The organism is Rhizobium sp. CG5 (genome assembly GCF_023701945.1).
GTDB lineage: Bacteria > Pseudomonadota > Alphaproteobacteria > Rhizobiales > Rhizobiaceae > Allorhizobium.
Window position 1 is genome coordinate 392,222 of record NZ_JABAEF010000002.1, and the last position, 16,630, is coordinate 408,851.

Consider the following 16,630-nt stretch of genomic DNA (forward strand, 5'->3'; position numbering starts at 1 on the left):
CGATTATAAAATCCAAGGAGGAACCCCATGTATCAGATCGGTCATTTCATCGGCGGCCAGAAGGTCGCCGGCACATCCGGCCGTAAGCAGCCGATTTTCAACCCGGCCACCGGCGAGATCCAGGGCGAGGTGGCGCTGGCCAGCGACGCCGAACTCGACGCTGCCGTGCAGAATGCCAAGGCCGCCCAGGGCAAGTGGGCCGCCACCAATCCGCAGCGCCGCGCCCGCGTCTTCATGAAATTCGTCGCCCTGCTCAACGAGAACATGGACGAGCTTGCCGAAATGCTGTCGCGCGAGCATGGCAAGACCATCGAGGATTCGAAGGGCGACGTGATCCGCGGCCTGGAAGTCTGCGAATTCGTCATCGGCATCCCGCATCTCTCCAAGAGCGAATTTACCGAAGGCGCCGGCCCCAATATCGACATGTATTCGATCCGCCAGCCGGTCGGCATCGGCGCCGGCATCACCCCGTTCAACTTCCCCGGCATGATCCCGATGTGGATGTTTGCCCCGGCCATTGCCTGCGGCAACGCCTTCATCCTGAAGCCGTCCGAGCGCGATCCGTCCCTGCCGATCCGGCTTGCCGAACTGATGATCGAGGCCGGCCTGCCGGCGGGCATCCTCAATGTCGTCAACGGCGACAAGTCGGCCGTCGACGCGATCCTCACCCATCCCGATATCTCGGCCGTCTCCTTCGTCGGCTCCACGCCGATCGCCCGCTATGTCTATGGCACGGCGGCGATGAACGGCAAGCGGGCGCAATGCTTCGGCGGCGCCAAGAACCACATGATCATCATGCCCGATGCCGATCTCGACCAGGCAGCCCAGGCGCTGATCGGCGCCGGCTACGGTTCGGCCGGCGAGCGCTGCATGGCGATCTCGGTTGCCGTTCCGGTCGGCGAAGAGACCGCCAACCGGTTGATCGAAAAGCTGACCCCCATGGTCGAATCCTTGCGCATCGGCCCCTACAATGACGACAAGGCCGATCTCGGTCCCGTCGTCACCAAGGAAGCCAAAGCCCGTATCCTCGGCCTGATCAACAAGGGCGTCGAAGAGGGCGCCAAGCTGGTGGTCGACGGCCGCGATTTCAAGCTGCAGGGCTATGAAGACGGCTATTTCGTCGGCGGCTGCCTGTTCGACAACGTCACGCCCGACATGGACATCTACAAGACGGAGATCTTCGGACCGGTTCTCTCGGTCGTTCGCGCCAGGAACTACGAAGAAGCCCTCGAACTGCCGATGAAGCATGAATACGGCAACGGCGTCGCCATCTACACCCGCGACGGCGATGCGGCCCGCGACTTCACCAGCCGCATCAATATCGGCATGGTCGGCGTCAACGTGCCGATCCCGGTTCCGCTGGCCTATCATTCCTTCGGCGGCTGGAAGTCCTCGTCCTTCGGCGACCTCAACCAGCACGGTACGGATTCCATCAAGTTCTGGACCCGCACCAAGACGGTGACCTCGCGCTGGCCGTCGGGCATCAAGGACGGCGCCGAGTTCTCGATCCCGACCATGAAATGACTTTCATCTCCTCCTGACGATGCAGGGCGGGCCTCGAAAGAGGCCCGTTTTGCGTTGCAAGCCCTTGAGCTTGCGGCATCGCCATGGTTGAAAGACCGGTCGGTGCGACGCGCTGCGGTGCAGACCGAAGGCCGCCGTCGGCTGACAGGGGTAGGATCGAGTCGAGAGGGCTTTGCATGACGGTGGCATCGGCAGAGGCGGCAAATCCGCTGGAGCGCGGCGAATTCCGCGGCAATGCACGGGAATATTTCGGCATCTGGATCGTCAACGTGCTTTTGACCATCGTCACCCTCGGCATCTATTCCGCCTGGGCAAAGGTCCGGCGCAACCGCTATTTCTACGGCAACAGCGTCGTGGCCGGCCATTCCTTCGACTATCATGCCCGCGGCAAGCAGATCTTCATCGGCCGGGCCATCGTCTTCGTCATCTTCATCATCATCCAGATCGTCGCGGCCTTCTATCCGCTGTTCGGCATCGTCGTGCCCTTCATCCTGCTGGCGGTTTTGCCCTGGCTCATTTCCCGCGGCCTGCGCTTCAATGCCCGCGTCACCAGCTATCGCAACATTCGTTTCGACTTTGTCGGCACCGGCTGGCGCGCCTTCCTGTCCATCCTGCTGGGGGGCCTCCTGGCTTTTTTCAGCTTCGGCATCCTGGCGCCGCTCGCCAGCCGCTGGCTCTATCGTTACATGCTGAACAACCTGCGCTATGGCGATCGCGCCTTTTCGACCGATCCCAAGCTCGGCAAGCTCTACCGCGTCTGGGTACTGCCGGCGCTGATGGTGCTGGTCGGCCTGATCCTTGCCGCCCTTGCCGGCTGGATGGTCTATAGTTTCGATCAGGCCTCCGACCCGGACGCCCTGCTGGACGAAACCGATCTGCAGCTTCGCATTATCGGCACCATCTATGCTGCCGCGATCGCCCTCTTCGTGGTCTATGCCGTGGCAGGGATCTTCTATCGGGTCGGCGTTCGCAATGTGGTGATGGACGCTACACTGCTCGACGGCAAGCACCGGCTTTACAGCGATCTTTCCCGCGGCCGCTATTTCTGGATCGTCCTGTCGAACCTGATGGTCATGGTGCTGACGCTCGGCCTGATGCGGCCCTGGGCGGCGGTGCGCGAACAGCGCTATGTCGTCGAACATACCGGCATCGTGTTCATGGGCGATCTCGATGACATCATGGCCTCCATCCAGGCGACCGGCACGGCGGCAACCGCCGAATATCTCGACATGGAGGGTTTTGACTTTGGCTTCTGACGGTAGCGTGATCGCGACGGGCCATTGGCATCCACCCGGCTCCAGCCGTGCCCTTGCGGCCCGTCTGGTGGGCGAAGGCAGGCGCTTGTCCGTGCAACTCGCCGATGACGAGGACGAACCGGCGGCGGCTGGCGATCTCGCCGACCTCGCCATCTCCGACCGCGTCGGACGCATTCCGCGGCGCATCGGCTTTGCCGACGGCTCGCTGTTCGAAACGCCTGACAATGACGCTATCGATGCCTGGCTTGCCACCCATCGCGCCAACCGCACCGGCTGGATCCATAGGCTCGAAAAATTCCACCCGCGTTTGATCGGCTTGGTCCTGGCCGTCTTCGTGCTGGCCGGCCTGATCTATCGGTATGCCGTGCCGGCCCTGGTCGAGGTGGCAATCGTCCTGACCCCGCCGGTCGCCACCGAAATGATGTCCTCCGGCACCCTGTCCTCGCTCGACAAGGCGGTGTTTTCACCGAGCAGCCTGCCGGACAACGAGCAAACCGATATCCGCACCCGCTTCGAGGCGATCACCGCGCATTCGGTGCGCGGCGTCGACGGCTATTCCTTGAATTTCCGCAGCGGCGGCTTCATCGGCCCCAATGCCTTTGCGCTGCCGGATGGCACGCTTGTTATCACCGACGAGTTGATCGAACTGGCCGATGGCGATACCGAGATGGTGCTGGGCGTGCTTGCCCATGAAATCGGCCATGTCGAGCGCAATCATTCCCTGCGCCAGATCTACCGTGCTGCCGGCACGGCCGCGCTCATCATGCTGATTGCCGGCGATATCGGCACGGCGGGCGAGGATATCCTGACCAATGGCGCAGCCCTGCTGTCGCTCTCCTATTCGCGGTCTGCCGAAAGCGAGGCGGACCGCATTTCGGTCGAACTGATGAGCAAGGCCGGCCATGATCCCGCCGCCATCGGCCGGTTCTTCGCGGTGCTGGAAGAAAAGCTCGGCAGCAGCGGCGAGACATCGATGCTGTCCACCCATCCCGGCACCCCGGAACGCCGCAAGGCGATCGACGATTACGCGATGCAGTTGAAGGAGCGCCAGGCGGTCAAGTGAGCCGCAACACGTGGCGGCTTGACACAGGGTACAGCAAAAACATTCCTGAACGTGTGATGTTTTTACACTCTCGGTTAACCTAACAAAGGCAATTCTTATTGGTGAGGGCCACCCGAATTGCTGCGGTGCTGCATGATGCTCCTGCCTTCCTTTGCTCCCCAGCCATTGCACCGAACCGCTATTTCCCGTCGGCTCGCGTTCCCGCCACAGAAAGTCTTTCCATGTTAAGCCGTTTTTCGATCAAGGCTAAAATTCTGTCCATGATCCTGCTGCTGGGCGTCATCTCCCTGATGGGGATGTCACTGCTGGCAGCCAGGTTCAACCAGGTCAACGCCTCCTATGCCAGCTTCATCCAGAACGAGACCCAGGCGGCCATTCTGGGCGCCCGCTCGTCGGCCGGCATGTGGACGGCGATCAACGCAATTTCCCGCGTCGCGGTTCTCGACGCGGCTTCGCCCGAGTATGAGGCCCTGAGTGCCACCTTCGTGCGCAACTATGCCGGTGCCGCGGAAAAGATGGTCTCGATCGGTACCATGGTGCCGTCCCGCAAGCCGGCCGCGACCGAAATCCTGGCCAGCATGGAGCAGTTCAAGGCTATCTTTGAGGAGATCACCGCTCTCAAGAAGGCCGGCAAGGATGCCGAAGCCCTCGTGGTGGCCAAGCGCATGGACACGCTCTCTGCCGATATCTCCGCCAAATCAGGTGCCAACAACACCGCGATGATGGCCATGATCACCGATGGTGGCAAGGTTCTCTCGGATCAGACCTCGTCGGACATCATCTCCAGCCTGTCCATCCTGGTCGGCGCCATCCTGGCCGTGACCGCCCTGGCCTTCTATGTCTCAAATGCCGGCATCACCAAGCCGATGGAACGCCTGCGCCAGCGCATGCAGTCGCTCGCCCGCGGCGAAGCGCGTGCGGCAATCGAGGGTCTTAACCGGGCCGACGAGATCGGCACCATGGCCCAGGCGGTCGAGGTGTTCCGCAACAACGAGGTCGAGCGCGTAAGGCTGTCCGCCGCCACTGAAAGCGGCCGCACCCAGCGTGAAGCCGAACTTGCCGCCGACGAGGCCCGCCGGTCCCAGGAATCGGCGATACTGCAGCAGGTTGTCCAGGCGCTTGCCGGCGGCCTCCAGGCGCTGGCCAATGGCGACCTCTCGCACCGCATCGACAAGCCCTTCGGCGCCGATCTGGACTCGCTGCGCAACGACTTCAACCACTCGGTACAGAAGCTGAGCGAAGCCATGCGCGTCGTCGGCAGCAATGCCGCTGCCATCAGCTCCGGCTCGAATGAAATCCGCACCGCCAGCGACGACCTGTCCAAGCGCACCGAACAGCAGGCCGCCGCCGTCGAACAGACGGCCGCAGCGCTGGAAGAGATCACTACCACCGTGCGCGACGCCGCAAAGCGCGCCGACGAGGCCCGTCGCCTGGTCGTCGAAACCGGCGCAGACGCCAAGGGTTCGGGTGCCGTCGTGCATTCGGCCGTCGAGGCCATGCGCCAGATCGAGAGCTCTTCTGCGGGCATCTCCAACATCATCGGCGTCATCGACGACATCGCCTTCCAGACCAACCTGCTTGCGCTGAACGCCGGTGTCGAAGCCGCGCGTGCCGGTGAAGCCGGCAAGGGCTTCGCCGTCGTCGCCCAGGAAGTGCGCGAACTCGCCCAACGCTCGGCCAACGCCGCCAAGGAGATCAAGGCGCTGATCAATACCTCCAGTTCGCAGGTCGAGGCCGGCGTCAGCCTGGTGGACAAGACCGGCAAGGCGCTGGAGGCGATCGTCTCCCAGGTCGCCCATATCAGCGACCACGTGCAGGCCATTGCCGAGGCTTACCGCGAACAGTCGCTGAGTCTCCAGGAGATCAACAACGCCGTCAACAGCATGGACCAGGGCACGCAGAAGAACGCCGCCATGGTCGAGGAAGCCACCGCCACGGCCCATGGGCTGGCAACGGAAGCGGCCGAACTCATGTCGCTGCTGAGCCAGTTCCGGCTGCCCGGCGAAGCCCAGGCCTCGCGCGGATACGCTACCGGCGCCCAGCGTTCGCGGGCTGCCTGAAGGGCGGCATCCCGCGCCCCTGAGGCCGGGTCTTCAACACTGGAAAAGGGCGCTCAACGCGCCCTTTTTTGTGGTTCCAAAACGATTGGTTGCCCTGGCCGGTCCCAAGCTCCCGGTCATTCCAGCGAAAAGCTGGAATCCAGCCGCGGCGCGTCTGCGCGGAGTTCTTGATCCCGACCATGACGTAGGGATCTCCCCATCCCAGCAAGCCAGGGGCGGCCGATTGGTCGCCCTTGGCCTATCTGCTGAACATAAGCCCGACTGCATCGCCAAGTGCAGAGTGCCTTTCCGGTGTTACTCCGAGGCGAGTTGCTGGCGCATGAAGGCGACCGCGCCGATCATGGCGGCGGCGACCAGCCATAGCGACAGGATGGCAAACCCGGTCGGCGCCCCGCCTTGTGCCTCTGTGAACCCGACCGGTGCAGCCAGCCAGTCACGCAACATTCCCGCCGCCAGTGAAGGCAAGGGCAGGACGTCATCGGTACGGCCGAAATAGACCTGCGAAAGCGTTGCGCCGATCCCGAGCAGGAAGGCCGGAATGACGGCGGCGATCATCGAGCGGGCGAGGATGGTGATGGCCGAGACGAAGGCCGCCAGCACTGCAAGCTCCAGAAAGGCGATGGCGAAGGCGAGGACCAGGGTCGAGGCGCTGCCCACTGGCAAGGCGGTTGCCAAAATTCCCTGACCGTAGACAAGCGCGTTGCCGATATTGAGCATGAGGCTCCCGGCCGCTGTCAGCACAAGGCTTGCCGAAAGCAAGATCAGGCAGGCGAGAAACTTGGCCGCCCACAAGTGCAGCCGCGAAAAACGCGGCACCAGATGCCGCCAGGTCGAATGGCGATATTCCACGTTAAAGACCGAAGCGATGCCGATCGCAAAGAGCAACTGCGCGACCGAGTTGCCGGAGATGTTGAGCGCCTGGGCGGCCGAGAGCAGGAAATCGGCGTCCGGTGCCGGTATGCGTCCGGTATGGCTGAGCACAAGCGCCTGCAGGCCGAGCTTGAACAGCGTGGCAGCGATCGGGACGGCCAGAAAGCCCCAGAACAGGGTAGCGCGCTGGCGGGAGAGCTTTGTCAGTTCAGCTTTGACCAGCGGCATCATCGCCTACATTCCTTGTTTCCGATAGAAAGACCTGCTCCAGATCCGGCCGGATCCACTTGGCCTCGTAGATCAGCAGGCCGGAGGCAGCCAGCGTGCTGATCAGGGCTGGAACCTCGTCGCGCGCGGTGCGCACATAGACCCCGCCATCACCTGCACTGGCGGTCTCGCCGAGCCGGGCGATCAGGGCCTCGGGCCTGTCGACCTCCAGGAAGAAGCGGCCCTGTCGATCGAGCAGGTCGGCAACATTGCCCTCGGCCACCAGTTTTCCGCGCTTGATGATGGTGATGCGCTCGCACATCCGTTCGACTTCGTCGAGAAGGTGGCTGGAGAGCAGCACGGTGATGCCGTCCTGATGGGCGAGTTCCTGGATCAGCGCCCGCATCTCCAGGATTCCGTCGGGATCGAGCCCGTTGGTCGGCTCGTCGAGAATCATGCCGTCGGGCCTTGAAATCAGGGCGCAGCCGATGCCGAGTCGCTGTTTCATGCCGAGCGAGAAGCCGCTGACCCGCTTGTCGGCCGCATTGAGAATGCCAACGCGGCGCAGCACCGCATCGACTTCGGCCGGCTGGTCGGCGAACGAGGCCAGCATCGCCAGATGCTCGCGCGCTGTCATGAAAGGATAGAAGCTCGGGGATTCGATCAGCATGCCGAATTTTCGCCGCGAGGCGGGGCTGGCGGGCGCGCCGAACAGGTCGATGCTGCCGCGATCGGCGCGTACCAGTCCGGCGATGATGCGCAGAAGCGTGCTCTTGCCGGCGCCATTGGGGCCCAGCAGGCCGTGGATCTTGCCGCGTGGGATTTCCAGCGACAGGCCATCAAGGGCCACGACCGCTCCCGGTCCAAAACCGAAGCGCTTGTAGACCTGGCGCACGGAGATCGCATTGTCCATGTCTGGCCTCATGGTCGCGGCGTCACCGTCGCAGCAGGGCGAGGCCGGCTGCAGGTTGCCCCAGATATTGCTCGAAACCGCTCGATCATCGGCAGCCGTCTCCTTTTGCGTCCGCACCTCCACCGCATCTACAGCCATGCGCCGGCAAGCGCCATTGCTTTTGATCCGGTGCGGCGGATACGTGGCCGAAAACGGCGCCACAATCAGGACCGCGGTCATGGCCGCAACGCAAAACGGCCCGGCGATTTCTCCCCGGGCCGCTCTTGGTATCAGCCTAAGACGAACAGGCTTTCGTCTGCAACTTACTGCGTCGGGCCGTCGTTGAAGCCGACCTTGTCGACCAGTTCGGAGGCCGCCTTGCGGTTGGCAGCGATGTCGGCGAGCGACAGGGTGTCGGGCTTGATCGTGCCGAACGAGGCGACGATGTCGGAGGTCTTGGCGCCCGGCATCACGGGATATTCGAAGACCTGCTCGGCATAGATTTCCTGGGCCTCGCCGGAGGCCAGAAACTCCATGAATTTCACCGCATTATCCTTGTTCGGCGCATTCTTGGCGAGCGCCATGCCGGAAATATTCACATGGGTGCCACGGTCCGCGCTATTGGGGAACAGCACCTTGATGGCGGCCGCCCATTCCTTTTCTTCCGGGTCCTTTTCATTGGTCATCATCAGACCGACATAATAGGTATTGCCGAGCGAAATATCGCATTCGCCGGCCATGATCGCCTTGGCCTGGCTGCGGTCATTGCCGTCCGGCTTGCGGGCCAGATTGTCCTTGAAGCCACGCAGCCAGGTTTCGGTGTAGTCGGCCCCGTGATGGGCGATCATCGAGGCGAACAGGCCGATATTGTAGGAATGCTGGCCGTCGCGAATGCAGATCCGGCCCTTCCATTTCGGATCGGCCAGGTCCTCGTAGGTGATCGCCGTATCCGATACGCGCTCCTTGGAGGCATAGACCACCCGGCCGCGGGTTGTCAGGCCGAACCATTCGCCGGCCGGATCGCGGTAATGGGCGGGGATGTCTTTGTTGATGATCTCGTTGCTGAGCGGCTGCGTGACGCCGCCGTCGCGCGCCTCGACCAGCCGTCCGATATCCACGGTCAGGATGACGTCGGCCGGCGAATTGACGCCCTCGGCGCTGATGCGCTCTACAAGGCCCTTGTCGAGGAAGAGGACATTGGTCGTTATACCGGTTTCCTTGGTGAAGGCGTCAAGCACGGGCTGGATCAGTTCCGGCTGGCGATAGGAATAGATATTGACCTCTCCCTCGGCGAAGGCCTGGCTGCCGATGGCGAAGAATGCTGCCGATGCGGCCAATCCTACGACTGATGTCCTGATGCGAAACATGAGACTCCCTTTTTAGTTTCTGTGCCGATTTTTACTTGAGTAAATATATCATGATATTTTCTCGGCATGTCAACGCAGCCGTGATATGAGGGTGATCACGACCTTGTGTATTTTTGCTATTTTGGAATTGTTCAAAACTGCAAAAGGCATTATATACCGATAAAACTTGATTCCGGGAGTTAAGCATGCGTTTGACGAAGCAGACAAATTACGCGGTTCGCATGCTCATGTATTGCGCGGCCAATAACCAGGGCCTGAGCCGGATTCCTGAAATCGCAAAGGCTTATGGCGTTTCGGAGCTTTTCCTGTTCAAGATCCTGCAGCCGCTCAACAAGGCTGGACTGGTCGAAACCGTACGGGGCCGCAATGGCGGCGTGCGCCTCGGTCGCCCGGCGACCGACATTAGCCTGTTCGATGTCGTGCGCGTCACCGAAGACAGTTTCGCGATGGCCGAATGTTTTGAGGATGACGGCGAGGTCGATTGTCCGCTGGTCGACAGCTGCGGTTTGAACTCGGCCCTGCGCAAGGCGCTCAACGCCTTTTTCGGCGTGCTGATGGAATATTCCATCGACGACCTGGTCAAGGCGCGCCCGCAGATCAACTTCCTGCTCGGCATCAACGAATTCGCCGTGCCACGCGGCTCGGCCGTCACTGCACCGGCTGCCTGACGCCTCACTGTGCAACAGATTCTTCATGAGTCCGTGGACTTTGTCCGCGGGCTTTTTGATGTCGTGTTGCCGCGACGTATCGGTGACGTCGCCCGCCTTTGGCAGCCCATGGGCCGACTTTCGTGGCTCTTGAGTTTGTCACTCCATCAGGCTACGTTTACGTAAACGGAATAGGACTCGCCCGGGGAGAAACGACGGGCGACCTCCCGTCGCAGGGATATCGGGCCGGGGGAACGGATGTTCGATTATGTGGTGGTCGGCGGAGGATCGGCGGGTGGCGGTCTGGCCGGCCGGCTGAGCGAAAATGCCGATGTCAGGGTCTGCCTGCTGGAGGCTGGAGGCATGGGCCGCGATCTCTTGATGCGGGTGCCGTCCGGGGCTGCCGCCATCGTCCCTGGCCATCTTCATTCCTCTAACTGGGCCTTCGAGACCGAGCCGCAGGCAGGCCTTCATGGACGACGCGGTTTTCAGCCGCGCGGCCGCGGGCTCGGCGGGTCCAGCGCCATCAATGCCATGCTCTATGTCCGCGGCCATCCGGGCGATTATGACGATTGGGCGGCGGCGGGTTGCGAGGGCTGGAGCTTTGACGATGCGCTCCCCTGGTTTCGCAAGGCGGAGGGCAATGCCCATGGCGCCGGGCCGCTGCATGGCGCGGATGGCCCTTTGCAGGTCTGCGATGCCGATTGGGCGCGGCCGGTCAACCAGGCTTTCCTGGACGCCGCCGAACAGCGGGGTTTTGCCCGCAACGCCGATTTCAATGGCGTGACCCAGGAGGGCGTTGGTCTCTATCAGGCCACACAGTTCTGGAAGGGGCCGCGCAAAGGCGAGCGCTGCTCGGCCGCGGCCGCCTATCTTCACGACCATGTCGACCGGCCGAACCTGACGATCCTGACCGGCGCCCATGCAACCCGGATTCTCCTTGAGAACGGACGGGCCACCGGCGTCGCCTACCGCCAGGGCCGAAGCGAAGGCCGGGTCTTGGCGGCGCGCGAAGTGCTGTGCTGTGCCGGCGCATTCCAGTCGCCGCAGCTGCTGATGCTGTCCGGCATCGGCCCGGCGGAAGACTTGCGCCGGCACGGCATCACGGTCGCAGCCGATCTGCCGGGCGTCGGGGCCAACCTTCAGGATCACCTGGATTTCACGGCGATCTATCGCTCTTCCGACCGCGACATGATCGGCATCGGCCCGTCCGGTGCCCTGGATATCGCCCGCTCGGCCCGCCAGTGGCGAAACGAGGGTGCCGGCCATCTGCGCTCGACCTTTGCCGAATCGGGCGGTTTCCTGAAAACCGACCCGGCGCTCGACCGGCCGGATATCCAGCTGCATTTCGTCGTCGCCATGGTTGATGATCACGCCCGCAAATTGCATCTGGGCTATGGCTATTCCTGCCATGTCTGCGTGCTCAGGCCCCATTCGCGCGGCCGCGTCACCTTGCGCAGCGCCGATCCGATGATGCCGCCGTCCATCGATCCGGCCTATCTGTCCGACCCGCGCGACATGCAGGAGCTGCTCGCCGGCGTGAAGCTGATGCGTTCGATCGTCGAGGCGCCGGCCTTGGACGCTTACCGCAAATCCGAACTCTACCCGATCGCCGGGCTGGACGATGCTGCGCTATCCGAGCAAATACGCCGTCGTGCCGACACGATCTATCATCCGGCCGGCACCTGCCGGATGGGAACCGACAGTGCGGCCGTCGTCGATCCGCATCTGCGGGTGCATGGCGTCGAGGGATTGCGTGTCATCGATGCCTCCGTCATGCCGACGCTGATCGGCGGCAATACCAATGCGCCCGTCATCATGATGGCCGAGAAGCTGTCGGCAGAAATCCTTGGACGGGCAAGCCCTTGAAGCCTGAAGGCCAATGTTGACCTGACGGGATGTTGCTCTAAAAGGAACTGGCAGCGTGGGCACCGTTTTGTCCTCCCGTGTTTCCTGTCCATCAAGACGATCCCGCCCCCATGTCCCTGCCGGAAATCCGCTCCCTGATTGTGACCGTTCTGCTGGGGGCCCTGGGCGCCGCCGCGGCATTTTACCTGGCGTTTCCCGCACCTTTCCTGATCGGCCCGGCGCTGGTGGTGACGCTGGCAGGTCTTGCCGGGCTGAAGCTCATCATCCCGCTCTGGCTGCGCACGGTCTGCTTCGTGCTGGTTGGCATATCCATGGGTACCGCGGTGACGCCCGAGGTGCTTGAGGCGGCCAAGACCTGGCCGCTCAGCTTCGCCATGGTTTTCGTCGCGGTGGTCGTCCTGCTCTATGCTGCCTATTTCGTACTGAAGATCGGCTTCGGCTACGATCACAAGACCGCCATGCTGGCCGCTTCGCCCGGCCATCTGAGCTATATCGTCAGCCTCGGCGCCGATATCGGCGGTGACATTGCCAGCATCAGCATCATCCAGAGTGTTAGGGTCCTCGCCCTGACGCTGACCGTGCCGCTGATCGTCGAGTTCCTGGATCTCGTCGCAGTCACCCCCGGCGCCTCGGCCGTTGTCATGAGCGCGCCGGTGGTCGCTCTCGTCATCGCCGCATCGGCTGGTCTGGGCTTTCTCTTCCTGCGGATGAACATGCCGGCGGCCTTTCTGCTTGGCGGCGTCGCGGTCTCGGTTGCCACCCATCTGAGCGGAATGGTGTCGGGTTCCGTGCCGCAATGGCTTTTGATCCCGTCCTATGTGACGCTCGGCTGTCTGATCGGCTCGCGCTTTTCCGGCGTACCGATCAGCCGCATGAAGAAGGCCTTTGTCGCCGGCGCCGTGGTCACCGTCGTGGTGGTGGCGATTGCCGCTGTCATCGCCATCTTTGTAACCTCGATGACCGGCCTGCCGCTCAATGCCACGGTGATCGCCTTTGCGCCCGGTGGTCTGGAGACCATGGCGGCCATGGCGGTGATGATGCATGCCGATGCCACCTATGTCGGCGCCCACCACGTCCTGCGCATCCTGGTCCTGACCGTCTTCATGCCCTTCGTGCTGCGGCGTGGCAAAGGCGAGGCCAAAGAATGAGCGCTGCGGGCAATGATCAAGGGAGAGCCGGCATGAACGAACTGCGCAATATAGGTCCCGGTCGGGCCATCGTCGTGATGGGGGTTAGCGGCTGCGGTAAGTCGTCGGTCGGCGCAAAGCTGGCGCTTCGCCTTGGCGCGCCATTTCTGGAAGGCGATAGCCTCCATCCATCCGCCAATGTCGAGAAGATGGCCAAGGGCATTCCGCTGACCGATGACGACAGGTTTCCCTGGCTCGAACGGATCGGAGAGCAGCTCGCCGAGGCGCTGGCGCGCAATCAATCCATCGTCCTGTCCTGCTCGGCGCTTCGAAAATCCTATCGCGACATCCTGCGGCGCGCCGGCAACGGCCGGACCGCATTTGTTTTCCTGGACGGAACGCCGGAGCTTCTGGCCCATCGCATGGGCGCCAGGGAAGGGCATTTCATGCCGACATCGCTGTTGACCAGCCAGTTGCAGACGCTGGAAAATCCAGGCGGCGAGGCAGGGGTGGTGACGGTCAGCATAGACCAGGATCTGAATGCGATCGTCGCCGATGCCCTGTCCGGGCTGGGCGAAATCGGCTGAGCAGCAGCCTCTTCCAGCAATTGCCTCCTGCCTGTGTCGCATTGATGCGACAGATCTGCAAAGAATTTCAGGTCGGACGGCTGACTTTCAAGCGAATGTGATGATTGTTCACCTTGTCCGTGCGGCCGGAAAAGGTCCTTTATACAATTAGACATCGCTCAAAAAGGACAAGCCGTCTGTCATGATCCTCTTGCCGTACCCGCCACCGGCCCTACCTCTTTTTTGTTTTAGCGACAATGACATGGCAGGCGAAGGAAAGCTGACTGATGGCAAGGGGTGAGCGGGCACCGATCAGCCCGGGTCTGCGTCGCAAACCGAAGCAGGAAAGAGCCAAGGAACGGATAGACGCTATCCTGAAGACCACCATGCGCCTGTTGGGGGAAAAAGGCGTGGATGCCGTCACCATGAAGGAAATCGCGGCTGGCGCCGGGGGTCCAATTTCGTCGGTCTACCAGTATTTTCCCAACAAGTCGGCGATCCTGATTGCGCTTTTCGAGCATCATGCGCAATCGGTCCGGTCCCTGTTGGCAGAAAGTTTCAGCAGGCTTCAATCTCTGGACGAGGCGATCGTCGCGATCGAGCAGACGATCCGGGCCTATTATGGCATGTTTTCTGCCAACCCGGCCTTGAGGCAGTTGCAGGTCGCCATCCAGGCCGACAAGTCGCTGACCAATCTCGACATCAACGAACGCCGGGTCGAGGCCGATTTTTTCTTCCAGGCCACCGTGCGGTTCATTCCTGAGGCCAATCGCGACGAATTTCGGCGGACGGTCTTTCTGATGTTTCAACTTGTCAACAACGCCATCCGCCTGGCGCTGGTCGTTCCGCCGGAGGAGTCGGGCGATGTCATGGACGATTTTATCGCCATGATGTGCGACCAGATGTGGCTTTTGGGGCGTGGCGACACGTCGATCAATGTCTGACAGGCCGGAGGATCGCCCGATGAAAATCCAAAGGGACGCATGCGAGGGCTCTGCCCTGCGCCGACAGCCCAAGCAGGACCGCAGCCGCGAACGGCTCGACGAAATCCTCAAAGTGGCCATGGAACTGATCGGCTCAAAGGGGCTGGATGCGGTGACGATGAAGGAGATCGCCACCAATGCCGGCGGTCCGATTGCCTCCGTCTACCAGTATTTCCCCAACAAATCGGCCATCATCGCCACGCTCTACGAGCGTTATGCGCTGTGCATCCGGGCGCTGGTCGCCGACAAGCTGACCCATATCGATGGCTGGGAGGATGTCGGTGCGGCAGCGGAAACCGTGTTCGATGCCTACTTCAAGCTGGTGTCGGAACATCCGCCGACCCAGGATCTGCTGAACGCCATCCAGGCCGACACAAAGCTGAACGACGCAGATGTCGAAGAAACCCGACTGCATGCCAATATGTTTTCCGACGCCACGCAACGCTTCATCCCCGAACCGCGCCGCGAGCAGTACAGACGCACGGTCTTCCTGATGTTCTGCATGGCCGGCGGTGCCGTTCGTCTGGCGCTGATGTTCCGCACCGACGAGACGATCGACATTACAGGCGATTTCAAGGCGATGATCCGCCGCCAGCTGCGGATTTTTGCAAGCGATGACGCAGACTGAATCCCTGCTCAAACCCCGCCGTCGAGGCTGGCAATCGCACCATAGAGATCCGGACGCCGGTCGCGAAACGGGCCCCAGGCCTGCCGCTGCCGTGCAATCCCGTCAAGATCGAAGGTGGCCGTCAGCACTGTCTCGCTGCTGCGGTCGGCCTCGCAGACCATCTCCCCGGTCTGGCTGGTGATGAAGGACGAGCCGTAGAAGGTGAGTTCGGTGCCATCTGCGTCGCGGCGACGGTCACGGTGCGCATGGTCAACGTCCTTTGCTAGATGCCGAGCCTGTCGCGCATGCCATACCACCAGGCGCCCAGCAGGGTGAGCGGCACGCGGAACGTCTTGCCGCCGGGGAAGGGCAGGGCCGGCAGCGACGACCAGACGTCGAAACGTCCGGCATGGCCAGCGACCGCCTCGCCGAGGATCTTGCCGAGCAGATGGGTGGTGGTCACCCCATGGCCGCTGTCGCCATGGGAGAAATAAACGGTGTCGGACAGCTTGCCCATATGTGGAATGCGCGTCAGCGTCAGGGCGAAATTGCCGCTCCAGGCAAAGTCGATCTTGGCGCCGGCAAGCTGCGGAAAGGTTTTGAGCATGTTTGGCCGGATCACGCCGGTCAGGTTGGCCGGATCCTGTCCGCCATAGCCGATGCCGCCGCCATAGAGCAGGCGGTTGTCGGCGGTGCGACGGTAATAGTCGAGCACGTAATTGGCGTCCTCGACACAGTAATTGGCCGGCAGCAGTTCTTCGATCAGCTTGGCGTCGAGCGGCTCGGTCGCCATCACCTGGCTGGAGACCGGCATCATCTTGTCGGTGATCTTCGGCAGCAATTGCCCGAGATAGGCATTGCCGCAGACTAGAACATACTTGGCCTTGACCGAACCCTTGGCGGTATGCACCACGGGATTGGCCCCCATGTCGAGGCCGGTGACGCGGGAATTCTCAAAGATCCGCCCGCCCAGGCTTTCGACGGCCGCCGCTTCTCCCAGCACCAGGTTGAGCGGATGGATATGGCCGCCCAGCCTGTCGATCATGCCACCGACATAGCGGTCGGCTTTCACGTAGCGGCCGACCTCGGCCTTCGACACCATCTCCAGCCCGCTATGGCCGTGCTTTTCCCAATGGGCCTTGACGCCGGCCATCTCGCGCACCTGCTTGTCGGTAAAGGCGGCATAGAAGCCGCCATCAACCAGATCGCACTGAATGCCGTATTTCGCCACCCGATCGCGGATGATCTGGCCGCCCTCCAGCGACATCTGCCCGAGCATCATCGCCTTGTCGGGGCCATAGCGTTTGGCGATGGTTTCGAGATCCCGGCTGTAGCCGTTGACGATCTGCCCGCCATTGCGCCCCGATGCGCCAAAGCCGACGCGCTCGCCCTCCAGCACGATCACCGAATAGCCGTTCTCGGCCAATTGAAGCGCCGCCGATATGCCGGTGAAGCCGGCGCCGATCACGCAGACATCGGCAACCTCTTCGCCCTCCAGCGCCGGGCGGATGCGCGTGTCATTGGCAGACGCCGCATACCAGGAATTGGCATGGCCGGGATTGTGGCTGTTGGTTCTAATCTGGTCGCTCATC

15 protein-coding genes are annotated in these 16,630 nt (G+C 62.3%); 10 read left to right on the forward strand and 5 right to left on the reverse strand.

What is annotated here, in order from left to right:
• The first annotated feature begins 27 nt into the window (after positions 1-27).
• From HGO38_RS05255 to HGO38_RS31000, 4 genes are all read left to right on the forward strand, one after another.
• Positions 28-1,524 carry a CoA-acylating methylmalonate-semialdehyde dehydrogenase gene (locus tag HGO38_RS05255; RefSeq protein ID WP_250954858.1) on the forward strand — a complete coding sequence of 499 codons (1,497 nt, stop codon included), beginning with the start codon at positions 28-30 and terminating at the stop codon, positions 1,522-1,524.
• A gap of 176 nt (positions 1,525-1,700) precedes the next feature.
• Positions 1,701-2,780: a YjgN family protein gene (locus HGO38_RS05260; RefSeq protein WP_250954859.1), complete on the forward strand. Its 1,080-nt coding sequence runs from the start codon at positions 1,701-1,703 to the stop codon at positions 2,778-2,780.
• Complete coding sequence (locus HGO38_RS05265; protein WP_250954860.1) at positions 2,770-3,843, forward strand: M48 family metallopeptidase; 1,074 nt, start codon at positions 2,770-2,772, stop codon at positions 3,841-3,843. Before HGO38_RS05260 ends, HGO38_RS05265 begins: the two co-directional genes overlap by 11 nt.
• 221 nt (positions 3,844-4,064) lie before the next feature.
• The gene (locus HGO38_RS31000) at positions 4,065-5,903 is read left to right on the forward strand and encodes a methyl-accepting chemotaxis protein (RefSeq protein ID WP_284739323.1); all 1,839 of its coding nucleotides are present in this window, start codon (positions 4,065-4,067) and stop codon (positions 5,901-5,903) included.
• Positions 5,904-6,197: 294 nt separating this feature from the next.
• Here the strand turns inward: HGO38_RS31000 and HGO38_RS05275 are convergent, their stop codons facing one another.
• From HGO38_RS05275 to HGO38_RS05285, 3 genes are all read right to left on the reverse strand, one after another.
• On the reverse strand, positions 6,198-7,004 hold the full coding sequence (locus tag HGO38_RS05275) for an ABC transporter permease (protein WP_250954861.1): 807 nt from the start codon (positions 7,002-7,004) through the stop codon (positions 6,198-6,200).
• Positions 6,982-8,031: an ABC transporter ATP-binding protein gene (locus HGO38_RS05280; protein ID WP_250954862.1), complete on the reverse strand. Its 1,050-nt coding sequence runs from the start codon at positions 8,029-8,031 to the stop codon at positions 6,982-6,984. Before HGO38_RS05280 ends, HGO38_RS05275 begins: the two co-directional genes overlap by 23 nt.
• A 164-nt stretch (positions 8,032-8,195) precedes the next feature.
• Complete coding sequence (locus HGO38_RS05285) at positions 8,196-9,239, reverse strand: Fe(3+) ABC transporter substrate-binding protein (protein WP_250954863.1); 1,044 nt, start codon at positions 9,237-9,239, stop codon at positions 8,196-8,198.
• Positions 9,240-9,424: 185 nt separating this feature from the next.
• Here HGO38_RS05285 and rirA point away from each other — a divergent pair, with 185 nt between their 5' ends.
• The 6 genes from rirA to HGO38_RS05315 all read left to right on the forward strand — a co-directional run bounded on the left by rirA (position 9,425) and on the right by HGO38_RS05315 (position 15,059).
• On the forward strand, positions 9,425-9,907 hold the full coding sequence (gene rirA, locus HGO38_RS05290) for an iron-responsive transcriptional regulator RirA (protein WP_250954864.1): 483 nt from the start codon (positions 9,425-9,427) through the stop codon (positions 9,905-9,907).
• A gap of 237 nt (positions 9,908-10,144) precedes the next feature.
• Positions 10,145-11,755 carry a GMC family oxidoreductase gene (locus HGO38_RS05295; protein ID WP_250954865.1) on the forward strand — a complete coding sequence of 537 codons (1,611 nt, stop codon included), beginning with the start codon at positions 10,145-10,147 and terminating at the stop codon, positions 11,753-11,755.
• A 110-nt stretch (positions 11,756-11,865) separates the two neighbouring features.
• Positions 11,866-12,903 carry an AbrB family transcriptional regulator gene (locus HGO38_RS05300; RefSeq protein ID WP_250954866.1) on the forward strand — a complete coding sequence of 346 codons (1,038 nt, stop codon included), beginning with the start codon at positions 11,866-11,868 and terminating at the stop codon, positions 12,901-12,903.
• A gap of 32 nt (positions 12,904-12,935) precedes the next feature.
• Positions 12,936-13,469: a gluconokinase gene (locus tag HGO38_RS05305; protein WP_250954867.1), complete on the forward strand. Its 534-nt coding sequence runs from the start codon at positions 12,936-12,938 to the stop codon at positions 13,467-13,469.
• A gap of 266 nt (positions 13,470-13,735) precedes the next feature.
• Positions 13,736-14,392: a TetR/AcrR family transcriptional regulator gene (locus tag HGO38_RS05310; protein WP_250954868.1), complete on the forward strand. Its 657-nt coding sequence runs from the start codon at positions 13,736-13,738 to the stop codon at positions 14,390-14,392.
• Between the two features lie 19 nt (positions 14,393-14,411).
• Positions 14,412-15,059, forward strand: coding sequence for a TetR/AcrR family transcriptional regulator (locus tag HGO38_RS05315; RefSeq protein ID WP_250954869.1), 648 nt, complete (start codon positions 14,412-14,414; stop codon positions 15,057-15,059).
• Between the two features lie 8 nt (positions 15,060-15,067).
• On the opposite strand, the gene HGO38_RS05320 is transcribed toward HGO38_RS05315, so the two are convergent.
• Both HGO38_RS05320 and HGO38_RS05325 read right to left on the reverse strand, forming a co-directional pair.
• Positions 15,068-15,355 carry a nitrilase-related carbon-nitrogen hydrolase gene (locus HGO38_RS05320; RefSeq protein ID WP_250954870.1) on the reverse strand — a complete coding sequence of 96 codons (288 nt, stop codon included), beginning with the start codon at positions 15,353-15,355 and terminating at the stop codon, positions 15,068-15,070.
• Positions 15,322-16,629 (reverse strand): NAD(P)/FAD-dependent oxidoreductase, encoded by a 1,308-nt coding sequence (locus tag HGO38_RS05325; protein WP_250954871.1) that lies wholly within the window; start codon positions 16,627-16,629, stop codon positions 15,322-15,324. Before HGO38_RS05325 ends, HGO38_RS05320 begins: the two co-directional genes overlap by 34 nt.
• Position 16,630: the final 1 nt, after the last annotated feature.

Excerpts from the sequence above, each read along its gene's own strand:
- HGO38_RS05255 (WP_250954858.1), top strand. The coding sequence starts at position 28 with ATGTATCAGATCGGTCATTTCATCGGCGGCCAGAAGGTCGCCGGCACA.
- HGO38_RS05260 (WP_250954859.1), top strand. The coding sequence starts at position 1,701 with ATGACGGTGGCATCGGCAGAGGCGGCAAATCCGCTGGAGCGCGGCGAA.
- HGO38_RS31000 (WP_284739323.1), top strand. The coding sequence starts at position 4,065 with ATGTTAAGCCGTTTTTCGATCAAGGCTAAAATTCTGTCCATGATCCTG.
- HGO38_RS05275 (WP_250954861.1), bottom strand. The coding sequence starts at position 7,004 with ATGATGCCGCTGGTCAAAGCTGAACTGACAAAGCTCTCCCGCCAGCGC.
- HGO38_RS05280 (WP_250954862.1), bottom strand. The coding sequence starts at position 8,031 with ATGGCTGTAGATGCGGTGGAGGTGCGGACGCAAAAGGAGACGGCTGCC.
- HGO38_RS05285 (WP_250954863.1), bottom strand. The coding sequence starts at position 9,239 with ATGTTTCGCATCAGGACATCAGTCGTAGGATTGGCCGCATCGGCAGCA.
- rirA (WP_250954864.1), top strand. The coding sequence starts at position 9,425 with ATGCGTTTGACGAAGCAGACAAATTACGCGGTTCGCATGCTCATGTAT.
- HGO38_RS05295 (WP_250954865.1), top strand. The coding sequence starts at position 10,145 with ATGTTCGATTATGTGGTGGTCGGCGGAGGATCGGCGGGTGGCGGTCTG.
- HGO38_RS05300 (WP_250954866.1), top strand. The coding sequence starts at position 11,866 with ATGTCCCTGCCGGAAATCCGCTCCCTGATTGTGACCGTTCTGCTGGGG.
- HGO38_RS05305 (WP_250954867.1), top strand. The coding sequence starts at position 12,936 with ATGAACGAACTGCGCAATATAGGTCCCGGTCGGGCCATCGTCGTGATG.
- HGO38_RS05310 (WP_250954868.1), top strand. The coding sequence starts at position 13,736 with ATGGCAAGGGGTGAGCGGGCACCGATCAGCCCGGGTCTGCGTCGCAAA.
- HGO38_RS05315 (WP_250954869.1), top strand. The coding sequence starts at position 14,412 with ATGAAAATCCAAAGGGACGCATGCGAGGGCTCTGCCCTGCGCCGACAG.
- HGO38_RS05325 (WP_250954871.1), bottom strand. The coding sequence starts at position 16,629 with ATGAGCGACCAGATTAGAACCAACAGCCACAATCCCGGCCATGCCAAT.